Here is a 21,256-nt window from a genome sequence, read left to right as displayed (position 1 = left end):
GGGCGGATTCAATCGGTCGTCGCAACACCTCCATGACCTGGGAGGTTGTTGTGGCACAGGGACGAGCTCGTGCAGCACTTCGGGCAGGCCGTCCACCGTTGCGGTCGCCGGGGCGCCCACCGGTGAACCGGACGCGCGAGAAGCGGCAGTTCTGGCGAAGGATCGCCGAGGGGCTGTCCAGCGAGGACGCCGCCGTCGTCTGCGGAGTGTCGCAGCCGCTTGGGCCGCGGTGGTTTCGTGAGGGTGGCGGTATGCCGCCGATCAACCTGGACGAGCCCTCGGGCCGCTACCTGTCGTTTGCCGAGCGTGAAGAGATCGCGTTGTTGTGCGCGAAGGACCACGGGGTGCGGGAGATCGCGCGGGAGCTGGGGCGCTCGCCGTCGACGATCTCGCGTGGGCTGCGGCGCAATGCCGCCACCCGTGGCGGGAGGCTGGACTATCGTGCCTCGGTCGCCCAGTGGCACGCGGACCGGCAGGCTCGCCGCCCCAAGCCCTGCAAGCTCAAGGAGAATCCGCGGTTGCGGGAGTGGGTGCAGGACCGGCTGGCCGGGACAGTGCGTACGGAGGACGGCAGCGAGGTGGCCGGCCCGGAAGTACCGTGGAAGAAGCGGCGGCACGGCCGCAGGGCGGACCGGCGGTGGGGGACGGCATGGAGCCCCGAGCAGATCGCCCGCCGCCTGCCGCTCGACTTCCCCGAGGACGACACGATGCGTATCTCGCACGAGGCCATCTACCAGGCGCTGTTCATCCAGGGCCGGGGCGGGCTGCGGCGCGAGCTGTCCGCCTGCCTGCGCACCGGACGCGCCCTGCGGGTTCCCCGGGCCCGCACCCAGGGACGGGGCAAGAAGTTCGTCACCGACGAGGTGAAGATCAGCGAGCGGCCGGCCGAGGTGGAGGACCGGGCGGTCCCCGGACACTGGGAGGGCGACTTGATCATCGGGCTGAACAGCTCGGCGATCGGCACGCTGGTCGAACGCACTACCCGGTTCACGATGCTGCTGCACCTGCCCCCGATGCCCGGCCACGGCGGGCCCCGGGAGAAGAACGGCCCGGCACTGGCCGGACACGGGGCCACAGCGGTCCGGGATGCCATCGCCACCACAATCACCTCACTGCCCGAGCAGCTGCGCAGGACACTCACGTGGGACCAGGGCTCGGAGATGGCCGAGCACGCTCAACTGTGCATCGACAGCGGGCTGGAGATCTACTTCGCCAACCCGCACAGCCCCTGGCAGCGCGGCACGAACGAGAACACTAACGGACTGCTGCGGCAGTACTTCCCCAAGGGAACCGACCTCTCACGCTACGACCGCCGCGAGCTCGACGCCGTCGCCGCCACCCTCAACGGCCGACCACGCAAGACCCTCGGCTGGAAGACCCCGGCCGAAGCCCTCAACGAGCAGCTACAGTCGATCCAACAAGCCGGCGTTGCGACGACTGGTTGAACCTGAGCCGGCTGCCGGCATCGGAGTGGTGGATCAGCTGCCCTGGAGTGTGCGGGCGGTCCTCGCGGTCGCGCTGCCACAGCGCCATCTCCACTGCGTCCAGGACGAGTTGGGTCTCCTTGGAGGTGGAGGCGGACCAGCCGACGATGCGCCGGGAGAAGGTGTCCACGACGAAGGCGACGTAGACGACCCCGCTCCAGGCGGCGACGTGCGTGAAGTCGGCGACCCAGCAGCGGTTCGGGGCACTGGCGACGAAGTCGCGGTCGACAAGGTCCGGGGCTCGACCGGCGGCCGGGTCGGTGATCGTCGTGATCACCCTCTTGCCGCGGACGGCGCCGGTGATGCCAAGTTCGCGCATGAGGCGCTCGACGGTGCAGCGGGCCACGGCATGCCCCTGCCGGTTCAGCTCGCGCCAGATCTTCCGGGCCCCGTAGACGCGGTAGTTGGACGTATAGACCCCCTGGATCCGCTCTTTGAGTTCCTCGTCGCGCACGGAACGGGCGGAGGGAGTTCCGAGGCGTTTCTTCGCCGCGTAGTAGGTGGAGGGGGCGATCTTGCAGTCGTGCCCGGTGAGGGTTCTGCAGATCGGCTCGACGCCGCCGAAGCGGTCCCGGTGCTCGTCGACGAACGCTACGAGCGTGTGTGTGGCCGGTCGAGCTCGGCCGCGAAGAAACTTGCCGCGGCCTTCAGGATCTCGTTGGCCCGCTTGAGTTCGGCGTTCTCCCTCTTCAACGCCTTGAGCTGGGCGGACTCCTCCGTCGTCGTCCCCGGACGCGTCCCCGCGTCGATCTCGTGCTGCTTCACCCGGTTCCGCAGCGTCTCGCGGGAGCCGATGTCGAGCTTCTCTGCCACCGCCTGCAGGGCGGCCGTCTCGTCCGAGTGGCCGTCGCGCACCTCGGCGACCATGCGCACCGCACGACGGCGGAGCTCAAGCGGGTAACGGGAAGGTCGTGCCATGACTCGATCCTTTCATGAAATCGAGTCTCCATTCGAGCCGGGGCGGTTCATGCGGGGTGCACCGACCCTTGCCGGGCAAAGGACCGTGCACACCACGGCGGTGGCCGAAACGCCGAGCGTGCCTCCCGCCCGAGAGCCCCGACCCTTCCGCGGGCCACGGGGAACGGCCGGGACCCGCCCCCATGCCCGTGTGCTCACAGGGCCGGGCCGTCGTCGGCGACGCGTCGGCACGGCGTCTGCGCCCGTCCGGCGGGAGCAGACGGGAACGCCCCGTGCACCTCGGGTGCACGGGGCGTTCCACGGCCCGGCCGGACATGCTCCGCGGCCGAGTCCGGGCCGAAGCGGGAGCGTCCGGGACGGTGGGCGTCCCGGACCGCGGCCTCGGGGTCAGCTGCTGCGCAGCCGGGTCAGCGTCGCGTCCAGGTCGGCCTTGCGGGGCCGGTTGTGGGGGAGCCTGGCGAGCAGGGCGGCCATGCCGCAGGTGTTGGTCACCGCGGAGAAGACCAGGCCGCCGGCGATACCGGCGGACAGCAGCCGGAAGGCCGGGTGGACGGACTCGCCCAGGGCCAGGCCCAGCAGGACGACCGAACCGGCGGTCAGGCGGACCTGGCGCTCCATGCCCCAGGTCGCCCTGGTGCTCCCCTGAGGGCGGTCGAGGTCGTGGCCCTCGGCGGCCCAGGCACCGGTGCCTCCGGAGAGGGTGGCGGTGTGGACGCCGTTCTCGGCGAGCATCCGGCAGGCGTTCTCGGAACGGGCGCCGGAGGCGCAGACGACGAGGACCTCACCGCGATCGGCGGCGGAACGGATGTCCGGCAGGGCGCGGTCCAGCTGGTCGAGGGGGATGTTGAGGGCGCCGGGGATGTGGCCGCCGGCGTACTCGCCGGGGGTACGGACGTCGATGACGGTGAGCTCGTGGAGACGGGAGCGGGCCTGGCGGGGGTCGACGGTGGTGGGAGCGGTCATGGTCGATGTCGTCCTTCGTGTCGGTGCTGTTCCGCGAGGGGAGGGGGTGTGCCCGTGCCTCGCGGGACGTCTGTGAGGGGTGGTGGTCGTGGGAATCGGTGGTGCGGGCGCGCAGCCGCGATCGGTGCCCGGCCGTGCGGACACGGTCACCGGAGCGCGTCGACGAGCATGAGGGCGGCGACGGCGAGCAGCAGATGGGCGAAGAGGCGCTGCAGCGTCCTGCCCCGGACCTTCGCGGACAGCCGTTTCCCGTCCCAGGCGCCCAGGACCGCCGCCGCGGTGAACGGCGCGATGACCGTCCAGTCCAGGTGCATTCCGGTGCCGGCCCGGGCGCCGAGCGCGGCCAGCGAGTTGATCATGATGACCAGCAGGCTGGTGCCGACGGCCCGGCGCATGGGCAGGTTCAGCACACCCACCAGGGCCGGCACGGCGAGGAAGCCGCCCCCCACGCCCAGGAATCCGGTCACCGTGCCGAGCCCGGCGCCCGCGGCACCGGCCCTGCCGGGACGCACCCTGCCGGAGGTCCCGGCGTGGGTGGGACGCAGCATGCGCAGGGCGGCCAGCGCCGCGATGACGGCGAAGGAGACGGTCAGTACCGTCTGGGGGAGGTGCCCGGCGGCGGCCCCGGCGATCACCGCGGGCACGATGCCCGCCGCCGCGAACAGCAGCCCCGTCCGCCAGGCCACGTTGCCGTCCCGGGCGTGCCCCGCGAGCGCCGTGACCGTGGTCAGGACGACGATGATCAGGCTGGTCGTGGCCGCATCAGCCGGGGTGAAACCGAGCAGGTAGATCAGGGCGGGCACCGCCAGGACACTGCCGCCACCGCCCAGCCCGCCGAGGGCCAGGCCGACGACCGCACCGGCGACGAGCGCGAGAATCAGGGACGTCATGCCACCGAGCCGCTGTTCCCGCGTGCGTCGACGACCGGATGCCCGGCGGCGGCCCACGCGGTCATGCCGCCCTTGACGTCCACCGCCTCCGCGCCGCGTCCGGCCAGCAGGGAGGCGGCCCGCTGCGAGCGGTTCCCGCTGCGGCAGATCACCACCAGCGGCCGTTCCCGGGCCGCGCTCGGCAGGGCCGCTCCCGCCGCGAGGCGGGACAGCGGCGCGTGGACCGCGCCGGGCGCGTGTCCGGCGTCCCACTCGGTCTGCTCGCGCACGTCCAGCAGGACGGCCGGGGCGTCGGCGCCCCGGGTGCGCCGGTGGGCCTCGTCCACGGTGACGCGGTTCTCACCGCGACGGAAGAGGGACATCGCACAACCTCTCGAGAAGTCGTAGGGGGGAGGGACGGGCGGGCCCGCTCAGTCGGTGACCAGGGTCAGTCCGGCCTCGGCGGCGGCGTCGAAGCCGTCGTCCACGGCCACCACGTCACGGCCCGCGGCGTCCAGCAGCGAGGCGGCGATCGCGGCCCGCATGCCGCCGGCGCAGTGCACCCACACCGTGCCCGCCGGGACCTCGCCGAGCCGCTTGTGCAACTCGTGGATCGGAAGGTGCACGGAGCCCTCGAGGTATCCGGCGGCCCGCTCCGAGTCGCGTCGCACGTCCAGCACGACGATCCCGTCCGCGTCCTGTTCGGCCAGTCCGGCGAACGTGGACCGGGGGAAGGAGGCGGGGGAGCCGCCCTTGGCCACCCACTCCCGCGGCGTGCCGGTCGCGGCGGCCGCGGGCCGGTCGATGCCGACCCTGACCAGCTCCCGCTGGGCCGCGGCCAGCTGCTCCGGGGACTCGGCGAGCAGGGTCACCGGCTTGCCCCACGGAATCATCCACGCGAGGTACGTGGCGATCTTCCCGTCCGCCTCGAAGTTGAACGATCCGGCGACGTGCCCCTCGGCGAACGCGACCCGGTTGCGCAGGTCCACGACCCACTCACCGGCCGCGAGGCGGGCGGCGATCTCCTCGGCGTCCGCGACGGCCGGAGGCGTCAGGTCCACCGGAGCCGGACCGGCGGCGTTGGCCGGGCCCATGTGCGCGTAGTAGGCGGGGACGTCGTCGAGATCGGCCAGCAGCCGGGCGACGAAGGAGTCCACGTCCGTGGTGAGCGCCGTGTTGACGGTCTTCTCCTTGCCGATCGTCGTGGCGTCCCCCTCGGCCTGCGCCGAGGAGCAGAAGCTGCCGAAGCCGTGTGTCGGCAGCACGGACGTCTCGTCCGGCAGCTCGGCCGCCAGACGGTGCGCGGAGGCGTGCTGGGCACGGGCCAGCCGCTCGGTCAGGCGGGGCTCCACCAGGTCCGGGCGGCCCACCGTGCCGATCAGCAGCGAACCGCCGGTGAACGCGGCCACCGGCTGTCCCTGCTCCCGCAGCACGTAGGAGGTGTGGTGCGGGGTGTGGCCCGGGGTGGCGACGGCCCGCAGTTCGAGTCCGTCATCGACGGTGACGGTGTCGCCGTCGGCCACCGGGATCCGGGCGAAGGACACCCGCGCGCCGGCCGGTACCAGATAGGCGGCGCCCGTCGCCCGCGCCAGGTCCAGGCCACCGGTGACGTAGTCGTTGTGGACGTGGGTCTCCACCACGTGTGTGATCCGCACCCCGCGCCGGGCTGCCGCCACCAGCACCTGGTCGAAGTCGCGCGGCGGGTCCACCGCCACGGCCGTCTGCCGGCCACCGGCCAGGTAGTGGCGGTTGCCGAGGCCCTCGATCTCGATGGTGTCGATGAAGAACACGAAGATCTCCCTTCCGTGAAATTACCCCACCGGGTATGTGTGTCACCGTAACACGAGTACCCCCAGGGGTATTCCGGGCGTGTCTGTCGGTACCTTCTCGCGCGACTGGGGCAGGGCTGTGCCGGGGCCCGTGTGCGGCGCGGGAATTCGGTGCGAGTGTGCGAGGTCCGTCACGGGACGCAGGGGCCGTGCGGCAGGCGGGGTCGCTGACGCGGGTGGGGGGCCGGTGTGCGACGGTTCGGCCCGGCTTTCGGCATGGCGGGGCGACCGACCCGGCGGGGCGACCGGTCCGGCCGCCGGGTGGCCGGCTGCGGGCTCGATGCTGATCCGACCGCGTGCGGCCGGGTCAGGTGCGGGTGGTCAGCGAGGCGAGGGCGGCGTCGAGGCGCCGGGTGGCTTCCTCGGCGACCGGGCGCAGGGCGTCGAGTTCGGTGAGGGCGACCATCGTGCCCGGGTCGAGGGCCTGTACGGCGGTGCGCCCGCCCTCGGTGCGGACGACGACGTTGCAGGGCAGCAGCAGGCCGACGGAGCGGTCGGTGTCCAGGGCGCGGTGGGCGAGGGAGGGGTTGCAGGCGCCGAGGATGACGTAGTCCTCCATGTCGTGGTCGAGCTTGGCCTTGAGGGTGGAGGTGACGTCGATCTCGGTGAGGACGCCGAAGCCCTGGGCGGCGAGGGCTTCGCGCACCCGGTCCACGGTGGTGGCGAAGTCGGTGTCGAGGTGCACGGTGCGGGCGTAGTGCATGGTCTCGCCTTTCAGTCGTTCCCGATGCCGGAGCGGGTATCCGGGTGGCTGTGGGCCACTCGTGCGCTGCGGCGCGGCCGCCCGGACGTGCGGGTGCCGGACCGGGCGTCCCCCGCGGTTCTCACGCCAGCGACAGGAAGAGCTTCTCCAGTCGGCCGCGCATCTGCTCGGTGTCCTCACTGTTCTTCCGCCCGGTTTCGATGTCGGTCACGCACTGCTGCAGACCGGTCGCGATGATGGCGAAACCCGCCCGGTCCAGGGCGCGGGACGCGGCGGCGAGCTGCGTGACGACGTCCTCGCAGTCGCGGCCCTCCTCGATCATCCTGATGACGCCGGAGATCTGGCCCTGCGCGCGGCGCAGCCGGTTCAGTACGGACTTGAGGTCCGCGCCCTCGAGTTCCAGTTCCACGGTTACTCCTTGATGATACCCCTAGGGGTATTGTGTGTTCCGATCCGGTCCGCGCCGGCCGGCCGCCGAGGTGGGCTCACCTGCCGCCTGTGGTGCCCGCAGGGTTTTCGTGTCGTCGCAGGTCGCCCGGGAGCCGACCGGTGCGACGGCGGGGCCGGTGGCGATCTCCTCGGGGTCGTCCTTTGCGGGTTCGGTGGCGGCGCGCTCCCCCTCTTCTCCCTCATACCCGGTAGGGTATATCGGCACAACCGGCCGAGAGGCGGATTTGTTCCGGAGGGGCGTAGTCGCGCAGCGCGGACAAGCGCGTCGTGGACGGCGCATGCCCGAGACCGGAAAAGCCATCACGTCATCCGTCACGTCCGTGGGGCCGCCCACCGGCATCGGTCGTCGGGCAGCCGTGAAACGACCTCCCTCTCCGCCCCCGACCGGCCCAGGCGACCGCACCTGATTCTCGCCGGTTCAAGGACGGGGAAGGGCGGGTGTGCGTGCTTCTCCGCTACCGGGAACACCGGACTCACCCACTTCGGGAGAGGAGTGCGGCACGGGAGGCCGAGGACCGGACAGCGCGCTGAGCGGTGGAAGGCTGGGCGATCGGGCGGTAAGGAGGTAACCAACGGATCGTGCTACGCGGCGTTGGCCGCCGTACCCCCCCGGAAGGGGCACCACCATCATGTCCGCTCACCGCCACGCCGCCCCCACAGCAGGCCGGACCGGAGTGCAGCAGGCTGCCCTCGCCGTCGGTGCGGTGTTCCTCCTGATCGGCGTTCTCGGCTTCGTTCCCGGTGTCACGACCGACTACGACACCATGAAGTTCGCCGAGCACCACTCCGAGGCCAAGCTCCTGGGCGTCTTCCGGGTGTCGATCCTGCACAACATCGTCCATCTGCTGTTCGGTGTCGTCGGCATCGCTGCGGCCCGCGCGGCTGCCACTGCTCGAGCCTTCCTCATCGGCGGCGGCGCGATCTACCTGGTTCTGTGGATTTACGGGCTGGTCATCGACCAGGACAGTGCCGCGAACTTCGTTCCGGTCAACACGGCCGACAACTGGCTGCACTTCGTCCTGGGTGTCGGCATGATCACTCCGGGTGTCCTGCTCACCCGCCGCACCGCACCGAGCACCCGCTGAATCCAGCGGCCGGAGCCTGGTCGCGAGGGTGGCTGCGAAGGACGACGAGCCCTCGCGCTCTCCTCTCCACGCCGCACGGGCCGCAGGGGAGGGCCTGCATCGGTGCGGGCCGCGGAGAGGGACTCGAGGGCCCTCTCCTGTGGGCAGTGGTGTTCGCCCCGACAGCGGTGTCGCCGACGGTGGACCTACCGGCCCGCCGCACCGCACACGTGCTCTTCGCGCCGGTCGCCGGGAATCCGAGCCGGTTTCCGGTCCCCGTCCGCAGGACTCGCCCGGCGGACGGGGGCGGCGTCCAGCCACGTCGTGGTCGCGGCCTCCTCACCGCCCCGCGGACGTACCCGGGCGAGCGGGGGCCGACAGCCCCCACTCGGCCGTCGCCACCGCGTGCCGCCCTCCCGCCTTCGGGCGGCGAGCCGTCCGGCCGGATACGGCAAGGCGTGCCCGGGACAGGTCGATCGACGACCGGCAGGCGAACGCACAAAGCTTCTGGCGACGACGGTCGGTCCTGATCGAAACCCCGGCCACCAGAGGCTTCGCCGATGCGCGGACTGGTCCAACTCACGGTCACCACTGCCGGACCGAAAGGCCCACGGCGTCCATGTGCCGGTGGCTGTGGGCCACGGTTCGTGGAGCGGTTCAGCCGAGACCGGTGAGCAGGCCGTTGCACGCCTGCTCGCAGCGGCGGCAGGCCTCGGCGCAGACACGGCAGTGCTCGTGCATGTCCGCGTGGGAGGTGCACTGGTCACCGCAGGCCTTGCAGACGGTGGCGCAGGCCTCGATGACGGCGCGAGTGATGTTGGCGTCGTAGCCGGTGTGACGGGAGAGGACCGCGGCGGTGGCGGCGCAGTCCATGGTGGTGCGGATGCATGGGGTCAACTCGCCGCCCGTCTCCTCGGCCAGGCAGGCGTCCGCGCAGGCGGTACACGCCTGGGCTCAGGTGACGCATTCCTCGATGCAGCGGGCCGTCGCATCCCTGTCCACCCCGCCCGGATCGGCGGGGTAGGTCTCCAGCATGTCCTGCACAGCAGTGGCCATCGCTTGACCGCTCCTTCGCTCTCGTAGGAGCCGGCCGTTCGCCGGCGCCTTGTCGTTCGGTGCGGTGTCCGGGTGGCACCCGAGCCGGTGCGGTAAAAGCGTGTCTGCCGGTGCACGGCCTCGGCCGGCTCCGAGCGCCGTCACGGCAGGGTGGGTGTGAGGCCGATGCGGTTCCTCCTCGTCCCGGGCGGAACGCCGGCTGGGGAGCGGTGCCGGACGACTGATCGGGTGACCGGCAGGAGGACCGACGGCCTGAAAGGGCATATCCCGTTCAGAACCGGGCAACCGGACGGGCATGCTGAACGTCCTGCTGGCGGTGGTCGGTGCCCTGGCACTGGTGGTGGCGACGCTTTCCGGGCCGCTTCGGCGCGCGCCGCTGAGCGCTCCGCTCCTGGCCCTGCTGACAGGGGTGGTCTTCGGCCCGGAGGTGCTGGGGGCTGTGGACCTGCCCACAGTGGTGGAGGGGAACGAGGAACTGCACGAGGCCTCCCGTCTGCTGCTGGCGGTCTCGGTCATGTCCGTGGCCCTGCGCTATCCGTTCCGTGACGTGCGGGCGCGGGGGAGACCACTGCTCGTCCTGCTGATCGTGGCCATGGCCGGGATGGCACTGCTCACCACGGTGGTGTCGGCTGTCGTACTCGGTCTCGGCCTCGGTGCGGCGGCGCTGCTGGGAGCGGCTCTGTGCCCGACCGACCCCGTACTCGCCTCCGGTGTCGTCACCGGCGAGCCCGCCGAGAAGGGGATCGCCGCCCGGACCCGGCAGTTGCTCTCCCTGGAGTCGGGCGCCAACGACGGGCTCGCTCTGCCCTTGGTGCTCGCCGCTGTGGCGATCGCCGGGCCGCTGACGGGAACGCGAGCGTTTACGGAGTCCCTGTGGCAGGTACTGGGGGCCGTCGGCCTCGGAGCGGCAGCAGGCTGGCTGGGCGGAAAAGTGCTGCGCACAGCGGAGAGCGGCGGAAGCATTTCCTCCGGCCCTCTGCTGGTGTACACCCTGCTGCTGGCCCTCTTCGTGCTGGGCGTCTCCGGGCTTCTGCGCATCGACGGCGTTCTGGCCGTCTTCATCAGCGGCCTGGCCTTCAACGCGGTCACCTCGATGGATGAACGAGCGAGTGAGAACATGATCGACGAAGCGATCAACCGCTTCCTCGTCCTGCCGCTGTTCGTGCTTCTCGGAGCTGCGATCCCCTGGCGTGAGTGGGGCGATCTGGGCTGGTGGCGCAGCATCCTGCTGGTGCTCGGTGTACTGCTGATGCGCCGTCTGCCGATCCTGCTCGCCCTCAAACGCCCTCTGTCCCTGCCCTGGCGGGACGCCGTCTTTCTGGGCTGGTTCGGTCCCATCGGCGTCTCGGCCCTGTTCTACCTGACCATGGAGGCCCGCCGGCTCGACATCGACCCCAGGGTCCTGGCAGCCGGAACGCTGGTCGTCGCGGCCAGCACCGCTGTGCACGGCATCACCGCGGCCCCCGGCCTGACCCTCTACCGCCGAGCGGTCGCCCGGAGCGCCGGGGGAACCGTGGAACGAGCCCGCCGGTGACGGTCCCGGGACGTGCCCGTGGTGCCCGCCCTCGCCGATTCGGTGCCCACCGCGTTGTCCGTGGCGACGGCCACCGGCCCAGCGGCCGGGGCAGTGCGGGGGGCGCTGGGCCGGTGGCCGGGCCCGGTGTGCGGCAGATCGCTGGAACGCCCCGGAACCCGCACGCTCCTGACGGTACTGGTGCGGGCCGGATGGCGGATGGTGTGCACCGCCCGTGAGCCGGCCGCAGGCCGGGGCGGGGGAGCGGGGCGCGTGCCCCGGTCTGGCACGAGGGCGGTCGGGGACCGGCCGGAGGACCTCGAGGAAGGCAGTCACCGACCTGCGGGATCGGCCACCGGGCCGTGCTCCTTGTGGGAGAAACCCTCGCGCGGGGTACCGGTGGAACCGTGTTCTTCGATTCCTGGAACGAACTCGTCCGCGTACTCGTCGTGGCGGGGCCGGCCTACCTGATCCTCATCGCCGCGGTCCGCACGTCGGGCAAGCGGACACTGTCGAAGATGAACGCCTTCGACCTGGTGGTCACGGTCGCGCTGGGATCGACCCTGGCCACCATCCTGCTCAACCGGCAGGTGGCCCTCTGGGAAGGGGCCCTGGCGTTCGGCTCACTGGTGGTGCTGCAGTTCGTCACCGCCTGGGCCTCGGTCCGCTTCCGGGGTGTTCGCCGGCTGGTGAAGGCCGAGCCGACCTTGCTGCTGCGCGAGGGCCGCATGCTCCATGAGGCGATGCGACGTCAACGGGTCACACCCGACGAAGTGCGGCAGGCGATCCGTGCCCAGGGAACCGGGGCACTGGAGCTGGTACGCGCGGTGGTGCTGGAGACGGACGGCAGCTTCAGCGTGATCTCCCGTTCGCAATACGGCTCGGGAAGCGCCATGGACAACGTGCCGCAGTGGCACACGCCTCACCACGACGACGCCGACCAGTCCTGAGGGTTTCTCCGACTCGTCTGCGGACCGAAGACGAGTCGGGCATGCGGGACCCGGTCGTGTGCGGGGACATGGTGTACGCGGTCGAGGGGGCGGCCTCTCGACGGGACCGGGAGCGCCGTTCCCTGTCACCGGCCCACGGGATCGCCGTCGGCGCCGTCGCTCCGGGTACGCAGCATCAGGTGGCCGCCGTGGTGCAGCGGTGTGCCCAGCCGCAGACGGTTCGCCTCGCGGCCCGTCCGCGCGTCGACGACGTGCACTTCGCCGTGGCCGCCGCGGGTGACGGCGACCCAGTCGGAACCCGGTGAGGCGGCCACCGCGCGGCGCTGGACTCCCTCCCAGGGAGTGCCGCCGCGACGCGGAGCGCCCTCCATGGCGGGCAGGGCGAAGCGCCGGACGCCGTCGTGGGCGTCCAGGAGGATCAGTTCGTCACCGTCGGGGTGGACGCGGGTGAAGGCGGTGTGGCGCCGGGTGAGGGCCAGCCGGAAGACCAGGCCGTGGCCGAGGTCCGTGAGGAGCGTACGGCCCGTCCCCAGTTCGTGGCGCCATGCCTGGTTGGTCCACTCCGGCCACCTCAGCGGGTCCGGGACACCACCGCGCAGCGTGGTCCACAGCGCCTGCCGGCGGGTGTCGAGGCGCAGGTACCAGCCCCGGGCGGGTGACTCCCACGGGATCACCGCCTCGGCCACGAGCGTGTCGCCCTCCCTCCGCGCCCGGTGGACGCCCTCGCTCGTGGCCGCGAACACATGGCCCGAGCCGGGTGCCTGGGCGTCCCCGTGTCCGTCGTCCGGCAGCGGCAGGAGTGCGTGAGGCGTGACCGCCGGGCAGCCGGGCGGAGCCGCGAGGAGGTCCGCGAACCGGTGGACGGCCAGTGCCCCGGGTTCCCGGTGCCGCAGTACGACCAGCGGATCGACGTCGCCCAGCACCGTCACGCCCGGTTCGCCGGCACGCGTGCGCACCCGTGCGGTTCCCCCGGTGTCCAGGTCGACGACCGTCAGCAGGTCCGACCACGGCTCGGTGTTCCTGCCCAAACCGGTCGTGACTGCCAGCCGGCGACCGGGCGGGTCGCAGGCGAGGTGCTCGGCCGGCACGGCGACCGGGACCGCGGACTCCACGAGCTCCTCGCCGAAGGGGTCGAGCACCAGGAGTTCCCCCCGCCGGTCGTCGACACAGGCCACCCGCCCTCCCGGCAGCGCCAGGAACCCGGCGTGTTCGGAGAGGTGGCGACCCGTCAGGCGTCCCGTGCACGTGCCGTCCGGCACGGTCAGCACGTGCACGGAGCCGTCCACGTGGTCGGAGACGAGCAGTACGGCGGCGGCAGCGCGCATGGGTTCCTCCAGAAAACCGGTCTTGTGAAAACGATTATCATGTATCTTCGGTGCGTTCCCGGTCCCTGAGAAGAAGCGAGGGCGTCGATGCTGCGCTCACCGTCGAGATTCGTCCGCAGTTGGATCACCGCAGCGGTGGTGGGTTCCGTCCTGGTCGGCTGCGGAGCGTCGTCCGGCGAACCCGCGGGCGACCGGGCCAGGACCGCCGCGAGGACCGAGGTCACCGTCGAACCCATCAAGGCGACGACGGAGCTGACCGACACGAACGGCGTCGACATCTCCCTGGACGGAAAGCCGGAGCGGATCGTCTGCCTGTTCGCGCTCTGCGACGACATCCTGACCGAACTGGGCATCGTCCCGACGGCCACCAACAGCGCGTTGCTCGCCCACCCGGGCTTCCTCGGGGAGGAGAAGGCGAAGGAGGCCGACGTCATACCCGGCGGGTTCATCGCCCCGGAGGTGGAGGCGATCCTCTCCCACAAGCCGGATCTGGTGATCGGCCTGGGGGACACCCACGGCAAACTCGCCCCGGCGCTGAAGGGTGCCACCACGTTCTGGGCCATGCAGCCCGAGACGTGGCAGGACAGCGTGGGGTACCTGCGCGACCTCGCCGCGCTCACCGGCCGCACCGCCGAGGGGGAGAAGGCCGAGAGGACCTTCCGGACCAGGCTCGCCGGGGCCGAGAAGGCCCCGAGCGAGAAGACCGCCCTCATCATCTACGGCAGTGACGAGAACTTCGGCGTCGCGACCCCGGAGGGCGACGTGGCCGCCAGCCTGTTCCCCAAGATCGCTGACTACCCGTGGAAGTCCCGTGGTGTGGAAGGAAGTTACAGCCTCGAGGAGATCCTCGCCCAAGGCGTGGACGTGCTGTTCGTCGAGACGATGAGCTTCGGCGACGCGGACGGCGAACTGTCGGAGAAGCTGGCCGGGAACCCTCTCTGGAGCAAGATCCCGGCCGTGCGGAACGGCGACGTCCACGAGGTGAACCCAGAGGTGTGGGCCAAGGGGCGTGGCACCCGCTCCCTGGGCATCGTCCTCGACGAGGCCACGGCCGCGCTGCGGTGAGGGTGCCCCTCTCGGCGCCCGCCGCGGCGGACCGCACGGCGGCACGGGCCCGGTGGCCCTCGCCCCGCGCGCGGGGGTGGCAACCACTCCTCGTGACCGTGCTGTTGACGGTCTCGTCGATGTGCGCACTGAGCCTCGGCACCCCCTACGTCCCACCGCACCGGCTTGCCGGTGCGGTGCTGGACGGGGACACCACGCTCGCCGGGATCGTCGTCACCGAACTGCGCGTACCCCGACTGGTGCTGGCGCTGATCGCCGGAGCCTGTCTGGGCGCGGCGGGGCTCGTGCTCCAGGAGGCGCTGCGCAACCCCCTGGCGGTGCCGGAGATGCTGGGTGTCTCGTCCGGGGCCGCGCTGGGGGTGGCCGCGCCGCTGGTGCTGGCCCTGTCACTGCCCGCCGCCGTCCAGCCCCTGCTGGCCATCGGCGGAGCCGCGCTCGGCGGCGGGCTCACACTGCTCGCCGCCGGGCTGGGGCGCAGCCCGTCCGCGGTGCTGCTGACCGGCGCCGCGGTCGCTGCCGCCCTGCAGGCCGCACTGCTCGTCCTGATGGTCATGGCCGACCAGCTCGACCTCCAGCTCGTCTACCGCTACCTGCTGGGCTCCCTCTCCGCCCGGACCTGGGAGGACGTGAGCGGACTGTGGCCGTGGCTGCTCGTCGCGGCCCCCGCCCTCGTGCTGTGCGCGCCGGTGCTCTCGGTGATGCGGCTGGGCGACGAGGACGCGGCGGCCCTGGGCGTGCGCGCCCAGCGGGCGCGGCTGGCCGCGCTGGCCATCGCCGTCGTGCTGATCGCGCCCGTCACGGCCGTGTGCGGACCCGTCGCGTGGGTGGGATTCCTCGCCCCGCACCTGGCCCGACGGTTCAACCCCGCGGCGGGAGCGGTGCGCTGGCTTCCGTGGTCCGCCGTGTGGGGTGCCGTCGTCGTGACGGTCGCCGATGTCCCGGCCCGGCTGGCGCTGGCGCCCGTGGAGACGCCGGCCGGTGCCTGGACGGCCTTGCTGGGGGTGCCGGCCGGGGTCGCCCTGATGCGGTCGGGTGGCCGCGGCCGGACGCCCCGGCGCCGGCCGGCCGCTTCCGCCGCCGTGCGCACGCTGCTGCACGGACCGCGGGCCGTGACCTCCGGCGCGGCGGACCGAACCCCTTGCACCGGGGCGCAGAAGAACGCCCACCGGGACGGACCCGGCGGTGCCCTCCCCCTCTCCTCCGGGACGAGGGGGACGACGGGAACGGAGGACACACCATGAGCCGGCGTTTCGCGGCGCTCGCGGCACTGGCTGTCGTATCCGCCGGGGTGGAACTGCTGGCCGGGCGCGGCATGTCCCCGGGCGCGGTCTGGGACGTCCTGGGGGGCGGGGGTGACGCGACGGAACGTCACATTCTCTTCCAGCTGCGCCTGCCCAGAATGCTGGTGGCCCTCGGCGCGGGCGCGTGCCTCGCCGTGGCCGGACTGGTCCTGCAGTCCGCGCTGCGCAACCCCCTCGCCGGGCCCGAGGTGACGGGCGTGACGCCGGGGGCGGTCCTCGGGGCCGTCACCGCGACAGCCCTGGGCCTCGCCGGATGGGACTCGCCCCTGGCCGTGGTGCTCGCCGCGTGCGCGGGCGGATGCGGCGGAGCGGCGCTGCTGTGGCTGCTCGCCGGCCGTGGCCGTGGCGACCCCGCGCAGATCGCCGTGCACGGGGTGCTGGTGTCGGCGGTGCTCGGCGGGCTCACCGCCATGGTGCTGCTCGTGGAGCCGGGTGAGCTCGGCAGTGTCGTCCAGTGGCTGGTGGGCACCACGGAGGGCCGGGTGTGGCAGCACTGGCACCTGCTGTGGCCGTGGGCGCTCGTCTGGGGGGCCGCGGCCTGGCTGCTGGCCGGCCCGCTGACCCTGCTGCGCTGCGGGGACGACATCGCCCTCGCCGTCGGCCTTTCCGCCCGGCGGGCCCGCACCCTCGCGCTGCTGTGCGCGGTGGCGCTGACGGCGGGCGCGGTGGCCGCCGTCGGGGCGCTGGGCTTCGTGGGGCTGCTCGTCCCGCACCTGGCCGTGTCCGTCTTCGGCGCGGACCTGCGGGTGAGCCTGCCCGGCGCCGCCCTGACGGGCGCGGTCGTGGTGTGCGGGGCGGACGCGGCGGCGCAGCTGTCCTCGCGGCTGCTGGCGGTGGCACTGGACGCCGGACGGCTCACGCTGCCGGTCGGGGCGCTCACCGCCTGCTTCGGCGCCGCGCTGCTGCTGGTCGTCGTGCGCCGCACGCCGGGCCGTACGTTCTGAAGTCGACGTAAGGACAGAGCATGACCGAGTCCGTGGGGATCCACGTCGAGGGGGTCCACTTCGGCTACCCCGCACGAGCTGTGCTGCGGGGTGTCGACATGACCGTCGGGCCGGGCGAACTGACCGCCCTCATCGGCCTGAACGGCTGCGGCAAGTCGACCCTGCTGCGGCTGGCCGCCGGGCTGCTGCGGCCGGACCGGGGGCGCGTGCGGCTCGGCGGGGACGACCTCGCCGCGCTCTCCCGGCGCACCACGGCCCGAAGGGTGGCCCTGCTGCACCAGTCCGCGCCTGCCGTACCGGGGATGACGGTGCGTCATCTGGTGCGGCAGGGGCGGTACGCGGCACGCGGCCCGCTGGGCATGCTGCGCGAGGGCGACGACCCCGTCGTGCGCCGGGCGCTGCGCGACGTCGGTGTGGAGCGGTGGGCCGACCGTGACGTCGACGCGCTGTCCGGGGGCGAACGGCAGCGGGTACGGCTCGCGATGGCGCTCGCCCAGGACACCCGTGTCCTGCTGCTCGACGAGCCGACCACCTACCTGGACCTGCACCACCAGCTCGACGTGCTGCAGACGGTGGTCCGCCTGCGCGAAGAACGCGGGCTCACCGTGGTGATGGTGCTGCACGACCTGGCCCACGCGGCCCGGTTCGCCGAACGCGTCGTCGCCCTGCGCGACGGCCGCGTGGCGGCCGACGGGACACCGAGGGAGGTGGTGACGCCGGGGTTGCTGGCGGACGTGCTGAAGGTGGCCGGCCGGGTCGGCCGGGATCCCGAGGGAGGCTGGCCGGTGTGTTACCCAGATCACCCCCTCTCGAGTGTGGAATATGAAAATCAGATTCATTAGAGTGCCGTTACGGCGTTCGCCCGAACGCCGTATCTCCCTTATGCATAAGGAGAGTTCATGGACAACGAGCAGGTCTTCGCGCCCATCGCCGACCCGGGTCAGCTGGCCCACGACTCGGCCTCCCACTCCAACGCGCTCGTCGAGAACCCCTTCGAGGACACCGAGGAGTAAGCGAGGGCCCCACCGCCCTCGACCGTGGGCCCGCCCGATGCCTTCCGGGCGGGCCCACGCCCACCCCAGGCCCCCGTCGTCAGGAGAACCGCCGTGTCCCGCAGCCGGCTCGTCCCCGGTGTCGAGATCGTCGCCGTGCCCGGGCGGGGTCTCGCCGTCCGTACCACCGAAGGGGAGTTCCTCGGCGTCAGGACGCGGGACGCGGACGAGGGCGCCCTGCTCTCCCTGCTCTCCGGCGCTGCCGCGGTCCCGGCGGACGAGGAAGTGAACCGTGTCGTGCGGGCCTTCGAGGAGGCCGGCTACCTCACGGACGGGCCGCAGCGGCCGAAGTGGCCCGCCGCCCGCCGGGACGTCCGGCTGCTGGGCGACCCGGCGCTGACCGGACCACTGGCCGCGCACCTGACCGCCCTGGGCGCCGAGCCGCGCACGACGTCGCCCGTGACCGCTCCCGGCACGTGGCCGGCAGGGCTCGAGGGCCTGCTCGACGAGAACCCCGCCGCCGTCGTGTGGTGCCTCGACGGACCCGTACCCGACGGACTGTGGGACGCCGCCGACCGGCTGCCCGAGCACGGGGTCGCCTGGCTGCGCTGCCACCGCGAGGGCTGGCAGGCGTACGTCGAGCCCCTCGCCGCCACCCCCGGAGACGTCACCGCGGCCCACGTCCGGGCCCGCCGGCTCGCCGCCACCCCCGCCCACCGCGAACTGGCCGCCTACTGGAGTGGTCCCCGTACCTGCGGGGTACCGGTCCGGCTCACCGTTCCGGCCGCCGTGCTGCTCGCGGCTCTGCTGGCCGACGACCTCAGCCGGTGGGCCACCGGCGCCCCCGACACGGCCGGCCTCCCGGCACGGCGCCGGCTCCGGTGCGTCGACCTGCGCACCCTGACCGTCACCGAGCGCCCCGTCCTTCCGGTGCCCGACGTCGCACCGATGCCGAAGAAGGACGGATGACGCCTTTCGGCGCGAGGGTCGAAGGCCTCGCCACGGACGTCCTCCTCCCCGACGGCGACGGTCCCTTCCCCGCCGTCCTCATCCGCACTCCCTACGACCGCGGCCGGTACCGGGCCGAGGCGCGCGGCTGGGCACGCCGGGGCTTCGCCGCCGTCGTCCAGGACGTACGGGGCCGGTTCGCGTCGGCGGGGAAGTGGCACCCGTACGAGAACGAGGCAGCCGACGGGGCGGCGACGGCCCGGTGGACCAGGCGACAGCCGTGGAGCGACGGGCGGCTCGTCGCCGCCGGCGCCTCCTACGCCGCCCACTGCGCTCTCGTCCTCGCCCTCGAGGCGTCCGGCGAGGCCCGGCCGGACGCCGTCATCGCCGCCGTACCCGCCCTCGGCGCCGCCGAGACGGCGCGCGAGCCCTCGGGCGTGGAACGGCTGCTGGCCCGCGCCGGATGGTGGGCCGCCCACGGCGACCGGCGGGACTCCGACGAAGGCGCGCTGGACAGGGCCCTCGCCGCGACCCCGGACCTGCTCACCCACCTGCCGCTCACCGGCCTGCCCGAGCGGCTGGGACGAGCTCTGCCCTCCTGGGCCGGCCTGTGGCGCCACCGCGGACGCGGCCGGCTCGCGGCGCGGGCGGTGCACGCCGGCATGCCCCTGCTCGCGGTCGGTGGCCACCACGACCACTTCACCGAGGACACCGTCGCGCTGTGGCGCGCCTGGGGCGGGCCCTCGGCACGACTGCTGCTGGGCCCGTGGGGGCACGGCCTGACCACCGCGGCCGGACCCGACGCCGGACCCGCCCACCGGGTGAATCTCGGCGACCTGTACGTGCGTTGGGCCCGCCGCGCCCTGACCGGCGAGCTCGCCCCCGGCCGCCACGGCGCACTGGCGCTCGGCGGCGCCGACCTGTGGCTGCCCTCCGGCACCGACGGCGAGCCCCGCGCCCAGCGGCTGCGGCCGGTGCACGGCTGCGCCTTCACCGCGGACCCCGACCGCCCCGTCCGCTCCGACGACCTCGCCGTCCCCACCGGCGGACCGCCCGACCGCTGCCTGCTGCTCACCCCGCCGCTGCCGCGTCCGCTCGACGTGGTCGGACCCGTGCGCGTACGGCTGCGGGCCACCGCCCACACACGCTCCGCCGACTGGGCCGCCCGGCTCGTCGCCCTCACACCGGAAGGGACCGCCGGGCGGCTCGCCGTCGGTGTCCTCAGGCGCGGGGAACCGGCGGGCCGGGAAACCGGGCTCACCCTCGAACTCGGCCGGCTCGCCCGTCGGCTGCGGGCCGGCACCCGGCTCCGCCTGGAGATCGCCGGGCACCACTTTCCGATGCACGCCCGCAACCCCCACACCGGGGAGGACCCGGTCACGGCCGGCCGGCTGCTCGCCTCCCGGCGGGAGGTCGACCCCCGGAGCGTGGCACTGATGCTGCCCGTGCTCCCGTCCCGTCCCACGCCCACCGATCCCGCCAAGGAGATCCTGCGATGACGCCGCTGCCGCTGGAAGCTCTCGTCGACCCCGTCTGCGGCATCGTCCGCAAGGTCAAGCCCGTCGAGCACCCCGCGGGCGCTCCGCCCCGCTACACCGCGCTCACCGCCGAGATCTCCGACGCCCGCAGACTCGGCCTGTGGCCCGCCGACCGGGTCTCCCTCGGCACCACCTTCGGCGACCCCGGGCAAGCCCGGGTCGCCGCGATAGCCGAGGGGATGGAGCGGTACTGCGGCAACCGCGTGCCGCCGCCCGGCCACCCCGACGCCCCGCTGCGCGCCACCGCCGCCGAGCTGGCGGGAAAGGGCCTGCGGCTCTACGGCCCCGACGACCTGCCCGCCTACGCGCCGTGGCAGTACGCCCGGGAGAAGTTCCCCTACCGCCCCCTCACCGACGACACCCCGGCCCTGTGGACACGCGGCACCGAGCGGCTGCCCGGCGGACGAACGGCAGAGGTCTGGGCACCTGTCGCCCTCACCCACCTCAACTGGCGCCAGGGCGACCTGCGTGAGCTGCCCCGGACCCACCACCTCAACTACGCGGGCATCGCCACCGGGCAGGGCCTCGACGACGCCGTCGAACGCGCCCTGCTGGAGATCGTCGAACGCGACGCCCTCGAACTGTGGTGGCACCTCGACGGGCCGGCCCGCGGCATCGACCCGGCCAGTGTGCCCGGCCTCACCGACGACCTCGCCGGATCCGCGCTCGACGTCCACCTCGTGGAGATGCCCTCGGAGTTCGCCCCCTGCATGGCCGCGCTCGTCCACGACCCGCGGCTCGGCCTGTACGCCGCCGGGTTCGCGTGCAAGGACGACCCGGCCGAGGCCGCCCGCAAGGCGGTTCTCGAAGCGGTCCACACCTGGGTGTTCACCCAGGGCCTCACCGACTCCGACGGCTGGGTCTTCCAGGCCGTCGAGGCAGGGCTGCTCGCCCGCGGGCTGTACCTGGAGCACCGTGCCGACGGCCGCTATCTCGACGTGTGCGGCGAACAGTTCGAGCACGTGCGGGACCTGGGGGCGCATGTGCAGGTGTGGCTGGACGAACGGATGGCGGCCGAGGCCCGGCGCTTCACCGCACCGGCCCACGGCACCGTGTCCGTCGACGCTGTCGAGCCCGGCGGGCGGGAGCGGCTGGAGCGCGCGCTGCACGCGGGCGGCCACCGCGTCATGACGTTCGACCTCACCACCGAGGACGTGGCCGAGACGTCCCTGCGCGTCGCCCGGGTCCTCGTTTCCGGGCTGCTCCCCAACGCCCCCGCCGCCTTCGGCTACTTCGGCTGCCCGCGCCTCGCCGAAGCGGCCGTCCGGCGCGGCTGGCGTACGACCGCGCCGGGCGCGCCGGAGGACTTCACGCTGGCGCCCCCGCCGCACATGTGAGGGCCGC

At 73.1% G+C, this 21,256-nt stretch carries 20 protein-coding genes and 2 pseudogenes; 12 read left to right on the top strand and 10 right to left on the bottom strand.

Going from position 1 to position 21,256, the window contains the following annotated elements; all coding sequences use genetic code 11:
- Positions 1 to 32: 32 nt before the first annotated feature.
- Positions 33 to 1,445 (top strand): IS30 family transposase, encoded by a 1,413-nt coding sequence (locus TU30_RS09555; protein WP_078878192.1) that lies wholly within the window; start codon positions 33 to 35, stop codon positions 1,443 to 1,445.
- On the opposite strand, the pseudogene TU30_RS09550 reads toward TU30_RS09555, so the two are convergent.
- From TU30_RS09550 to TU30_RS09515, 8 genes and pseudogenes are all read right to left on the bottom strand, one after another.
- Positions 1,393 to 2,052: pseudogene (locus TU30_RS09550) on the bottom strand (IS3 family transposase); the annotation flags it as partial. The gene TU30_RS09555 and the pseudogene TU30_RS09550 sit on opposite strands and share 53 nt — an antisense overlap.
- 23 nt (positions 2,053 to 2,075) lie before the next feature.
- Positions 2,076 to 2,402: a transposase gene (locus TU30_RS09545; protein WP_042167107.1), complete on the bottom strand. Its 327-nt coding sequence runs from the start codon at positions 2,400 to 2,402 to the stop codon at positions 2,076 to 2,078.
- A 387-nt stretch (positions 2,403 to 2,789) separates the two neighbouring features.
- Positions 2,790 to 3,365 (bottom strand): rhodanese-like domain-containing protein, encoded by a 576-nt coding sequence (locus TU30_RS09540; protein WP_042167104.1) that lies wholly within the window; start codon positions 3,363 to 3,365, stop codon positions 2,790 to 2,792.
- 146 nt (positions 3,366 to 3,511) lie between these two features.
- Positions 3,512 to 4,255 (bottom strand): sulfite exporter TauE/SafE family protein, encoded by a 744-nt coding sequence (locus TU30_RS09535; RefSeq protein ID WP_042167102.1) that lies wholly within the window; start codon positions 4,253 to 4,255, stop codon positions 3,512 to 3,514.
- Positions 4,252 to 4,617 carry a rhodanese-like domain-containing protein gene (locus tag TU30_RS09530; protein ID WP_042167101.1) on the bottom strand — a complete coding sequence of 122 codons (366 nt, stop codon included), beginning with the start codon at positions 4,615 to 4,617 and terminating at the stop codon, positions 4,252 to 4,254. The genes TU30_RS09535 and TU30_RS09530 overlap by 4 nt, the downstream gene beginning before the upstream one ends.
- A 48-nt stretch (positions 4,618 to 4,665) precedes the next feature.
- The gene (locus TU30_RS09525) at positions 4,666 to 6,024 is read right to left on the bottom strand and encodes an MBL fold metallo-hydrolase (RefSeq protein ID WP_042167098.1); all 1,359 of its coding nucleotides are present in this window, start codon (positions 6,022 to 6,024) and stop codon (positions 4,666 to 4,668) included.
- A gap of 346 nt (positions 6,025 to 6,370) precedes the next feature.
- Complete coding sequence (locus TU30_RS09520; RefSeq protein ID WP_042167094.1) at positions 6,371 to 6,766, bottom strand: DUF302 domain-containing protein; 396 nt, start codon at positions 6,764 to 6,766, stop codon at positions 6,371 to 6,373.
- Between the two features lie 121 nt (positions 6,767 to 6,887).
- Positions 6,888 to 7,175, bottom strand: a complete 288-nt coding sequence (locus TU30_RS09515) for a metal-sensitive transcriptional regulator (RefSeq protein ID WP_042167091.1) — start codon at positions 7,173 to 7,175, stop codon at positions 6,888 to 6,890.
- A 670-nt stretch (positions 7,176 to 7,845) separates the two neighbouring features.
- Here TU30_RS09515 and TU30_RS09510 point away from each other — a divergent pair.
- Positions 7,846 to 8,301, top strand: a complete 456-nt coding sequence (locus tag TU30_RS09510) for a DUF4383 domain-containing protein (protein ID WP_199816839.1) — start codon at positions 7,846 to 7,848, stop codon at positions 8,299 to 8,301.
- 636 nt (positions 8,302 to 8,937) lie between these two features.
- Here TU30_RS09510 and TU30_RS09505 read toward each other — a convergent pair.
- Positions 8,938 to 9,336, bottom strand: a pseudogene (locus tag TU30_RS09505) (four-helix bundle copper-binding protein).
- A gap of 295 nt (positions 9,337 to 9,631) precedes the next feature.
- Here TU30_RS09505 and TU30_RS09500 point away from each other — a divergent pair.
- Both TU30_RS09500 and TU30_RS09495 read left to right on the top strand, forming a co-directional pair.
- On the top strand, positions 9,632 to 10,870 hold the full coding sequence (locus TU30_RS09500; RefSeq protein WP_042167086.1) for a cation:proton antiporter: 1,239 nt from the start codon (positions 9,632 to 9,634) through the stop codon (positions 10,868 to 10,870).
- A gap of 386 nt (positions 10,871 to 11,256) precedes the next feature.
- Complete coding sequence (locus tag TU30_RS09495; protein WP_042167084.1) at positions 11,257 to 11,799, top strand: DUF421 domain-containing protein; 543 nt, start codon at positions 11,257 to 11,259, stop codon at positions 11,797 to 11,799.
- Positions 11,800 to 11,924: 125 nt separating this feature from the next.
- Here TU30_RS09495 and TU30_RS09490 read toward each other — a convergent pair whose 3' ends face one another.
- Complete coding sequence (locus tag TU30_RS09490) at positions 11,925 to 13,124, bottom strand: hypothetical protein (protein ID WP_042167082.1); 1,200 nt, start codon at positions 13,122 to 13,124, stop codon at positions 11,925 to 11,927.
- Between the two features lie 87 nt (positions 13,125 to 13,211).
- On the opposite strand from TU30_RS09490, the gene TU30_RS09485 reads away from it, so the two are divergent.
- The 8 genes from TU30_RS09485 (at position 13,212) to TU30_RS09455 (ending at position 21,249) form a co-directional block, all read left to right on the top strand.
- Positions 13,212 to 14,189 (top strand): ABC transporter substrate-binding protein, encoded by a 978-nt coding sequence (locus TU30_RS09485; protein ID WP_042167080.1) that lies wholly within the window; start codon positions 13,212 to 13,214, stop codon positions 14,187 to 14,189.
- A gap of 119 nt (positions 14,190 to 14,308) precedes the next feature.
- Positions 14,309 to 15,430, top strand: a complete 1,122-nt coding sequence (locus TU30_RS09480) for an iron ABC transporter permease (RefSeq protein ID WP_042167216.1) — start codon at positions 14,309 to 14,311, stop codon at positions 15,428 to 15,430.
- Positions 15,427 to 16,434, top strand: a complete 1,008-nt coding sequence (locus TU30_RS09475; protein WP_042167078.1) for an iron ABC transporter permease — start codon at positions 15,427 to 15,429, stop codon at positions 16,432 to 16,434. The genes TU30_RS09480 and TU30_RS09475 overlap by 4 nt, the downstream gene beginning before the upstream one ends.
- 20 nt (positions 16,435 to 16,454) lie before the next feature.
- Positions 16,455 to 17,276 (top strand): ABC transporter ATP-binding protein, encoded by an 822-nt coding sequence (locus TU30_RS09470; RefSeq protein ID WP_042167075.1) that lies wholly within the window; start codon positions 16,455 to 16,457, stop codon positions 17,274 to 17,276.
- A gap of 57 nt (positions 17,277 to 17,333) precedes the next feature.
- Positions 17,334 to 17,447 carry a streptamidine family RiPP gene (gene amiA / locus TU30_RS37970; RefSeq protein ID WP_241270818.1) on the top strand — a complete coding sequence of 38 codons (114 nt, stop codon included), beginning with the start codon at positions 17,334 to 17,336 and terminating at the stop codon, positions 17,445 to 17,447.
- A 93-nt stretch (positions 17,448 to 17,540) separates the two neighbouring features.
- Positions 17,541 to 18,395, top strand: a complete 855-nt coding sequence (locus TU30_RS09465; protein WP_042167072.1) for a hypothetical protein — start codon at positions 17,541 to 17,543, stop codon at positions 18,393 to 18,395.
- Entirely contained in the window at positions 18,392 to 19,873 is a 1,482-nt protein-coding gene (locus tag TU30_RS09460; protein ID WP_042167070.1) for a CocE/NonD family hydrolase, read from the top strand. Before TU30_RS09465 ends, TU30_RS09460 begins: the two co-directional genes overlap by 4 nt.
- On the top strand, positions 19,870 to 21,249 hold the full coding sequence (locus TU30_RS09455) for a YcaO-like family protein (RefSeq protein WP_042167067.1): 1,380 nt from the start codon (positions 19,870 to 19,872) through the stop codon (positions 21,247 to 21,249). The genes TU30_RS09460 and TU30_RS09455 overlap by 4 nt, the downstream gene beginning before the upstream one ends.
- Positions 21,250 to 21,256: the final 7 nt, after the last annotated feature.

The organism is Streptomyces sp. NBRC 110035, assembly GCF_000829695.1.
In the GTDB taxonomy this organism is placed as follows: domain Bacteria; phylum Actinomycetota; class Actinomycetes; order Streptomycetales; family Streptomycetaceae; genus Streptomyces.
This window is presented reverse-complemented; position numbering and strand designations above follow the sequence as displayed.

Bases quoted from the DNA above. Each gene is read 5' to 3' on its own strand.
- TU30_RS09555 (WP_078878192.1), top strand. From the start codon at position 33: ATGACCTGGGAGGTTGTTGTGGCACAGGGACGAGCTCGTGCAGCACTT.
- TU30_RS09545 (WP_042167107.1), bottom strand. From the start codon at position 2,402: ATGGCACGACCTTCCCGTTACCCGCTTGAGCTCCGCCGTCGTGCGGTG.
- TU30_RS09540 (WP_042167104.1), bottom strand. From the start codon at position 3,365: ATGACCGCTCCCACCACCGTCGACCCCCGCCAGGCCCGCTCCCGTCTC.
- TU30_RS09535 (WP_042167102.1), bottom strand. From the start codon at position 4,255: ATGACGTCCCTGATTCTCGCGCTCGTCGCCGGTGCGGTCGTCGGCCTG.
- TU30_RS09530 (WP_042167101.1), bottom strand. From the start codon at position 4,617: ATGTCCCTCTTCCGTCGCGGTGAGAACCGCGTCACCGTGGACGAGGCC.
- TU30_RS09520 (WP_042167094.1), bottom strand. From the start codon at position 6,766: ATGCACTACGCCCGCACCGTGCACCTCGACACCGACTTCGCCACCACC.
- TU30_RS09510 (WP_199816839.1), top strand. From the start codon at position 7,846: ATGTCCGCTCACCGCCACGCCGCCCCCACAGCAGGCCGGACCGGAGTG.
- TU30_RS09500 (WP_042167086.1), top strand. From the start codon at position 9,632: ATGCTGAACGTCCTGCTGGCGGTGGTCGGTGCCCTGGCACTGGTGGTG.
- TU30_RS09490 (WP_042167082.1), bottom strand. From the start codon at position 13,124: ATGCGCGCTGCCGCCGCCGTACTGCTCGTCTCCGACCACGTGGACGGC.
- TU30_RS09485 (WP_042167080.1), top strand. From the start codon at position 13,212: ATGCTGCGCTCACCGTCGAGATTCGTCCGCAGTTGGATCACCGCAGCG.
- TU30_RS09480 (WP_042167216.1), top strand. From the start codon at position 14,309: ATGTGCGCACTGAGCCTCGGCACCCCCTACGTCCCACCGCACCGGCTT.
- TU30_RS09475 (WP_042167078.1), top strand. From the start codon at position 15,427: ATGAGCCGGCGTTTCGCGGCGCTCGCGGCACTGGCTGTCGTATCCGCC.
- TU30_RS09470 (WP_042167075.1), top strand. From the start codon at position 16,455: ATGACCGAGTCCGTGGGGATCCACGTCGAGGGGGTCCACTTCGGCTAC.
- amiA (WP_241270818.1), top strand. From the start codon at position 17,334: ATGGACAACGAGCAGGTCTTCGCGCCCATCGCCGACCCGGGTCAGCTG.
- TU30_RS09460 (WP_042167070.1), top strand. From the start codon at position 18,392: ATGACGCCTTTCGGCGCGAGGGTCGAAGGCCTCGCCACGGACGTCCTC.
- TU30_RS09455 (WP_042167067.1), top strand. From the start codon at position 19,870: ATGACGCCGCTGCCGCTGGAAGCTCTCGTCGACCCCGTCTGCGGCATC.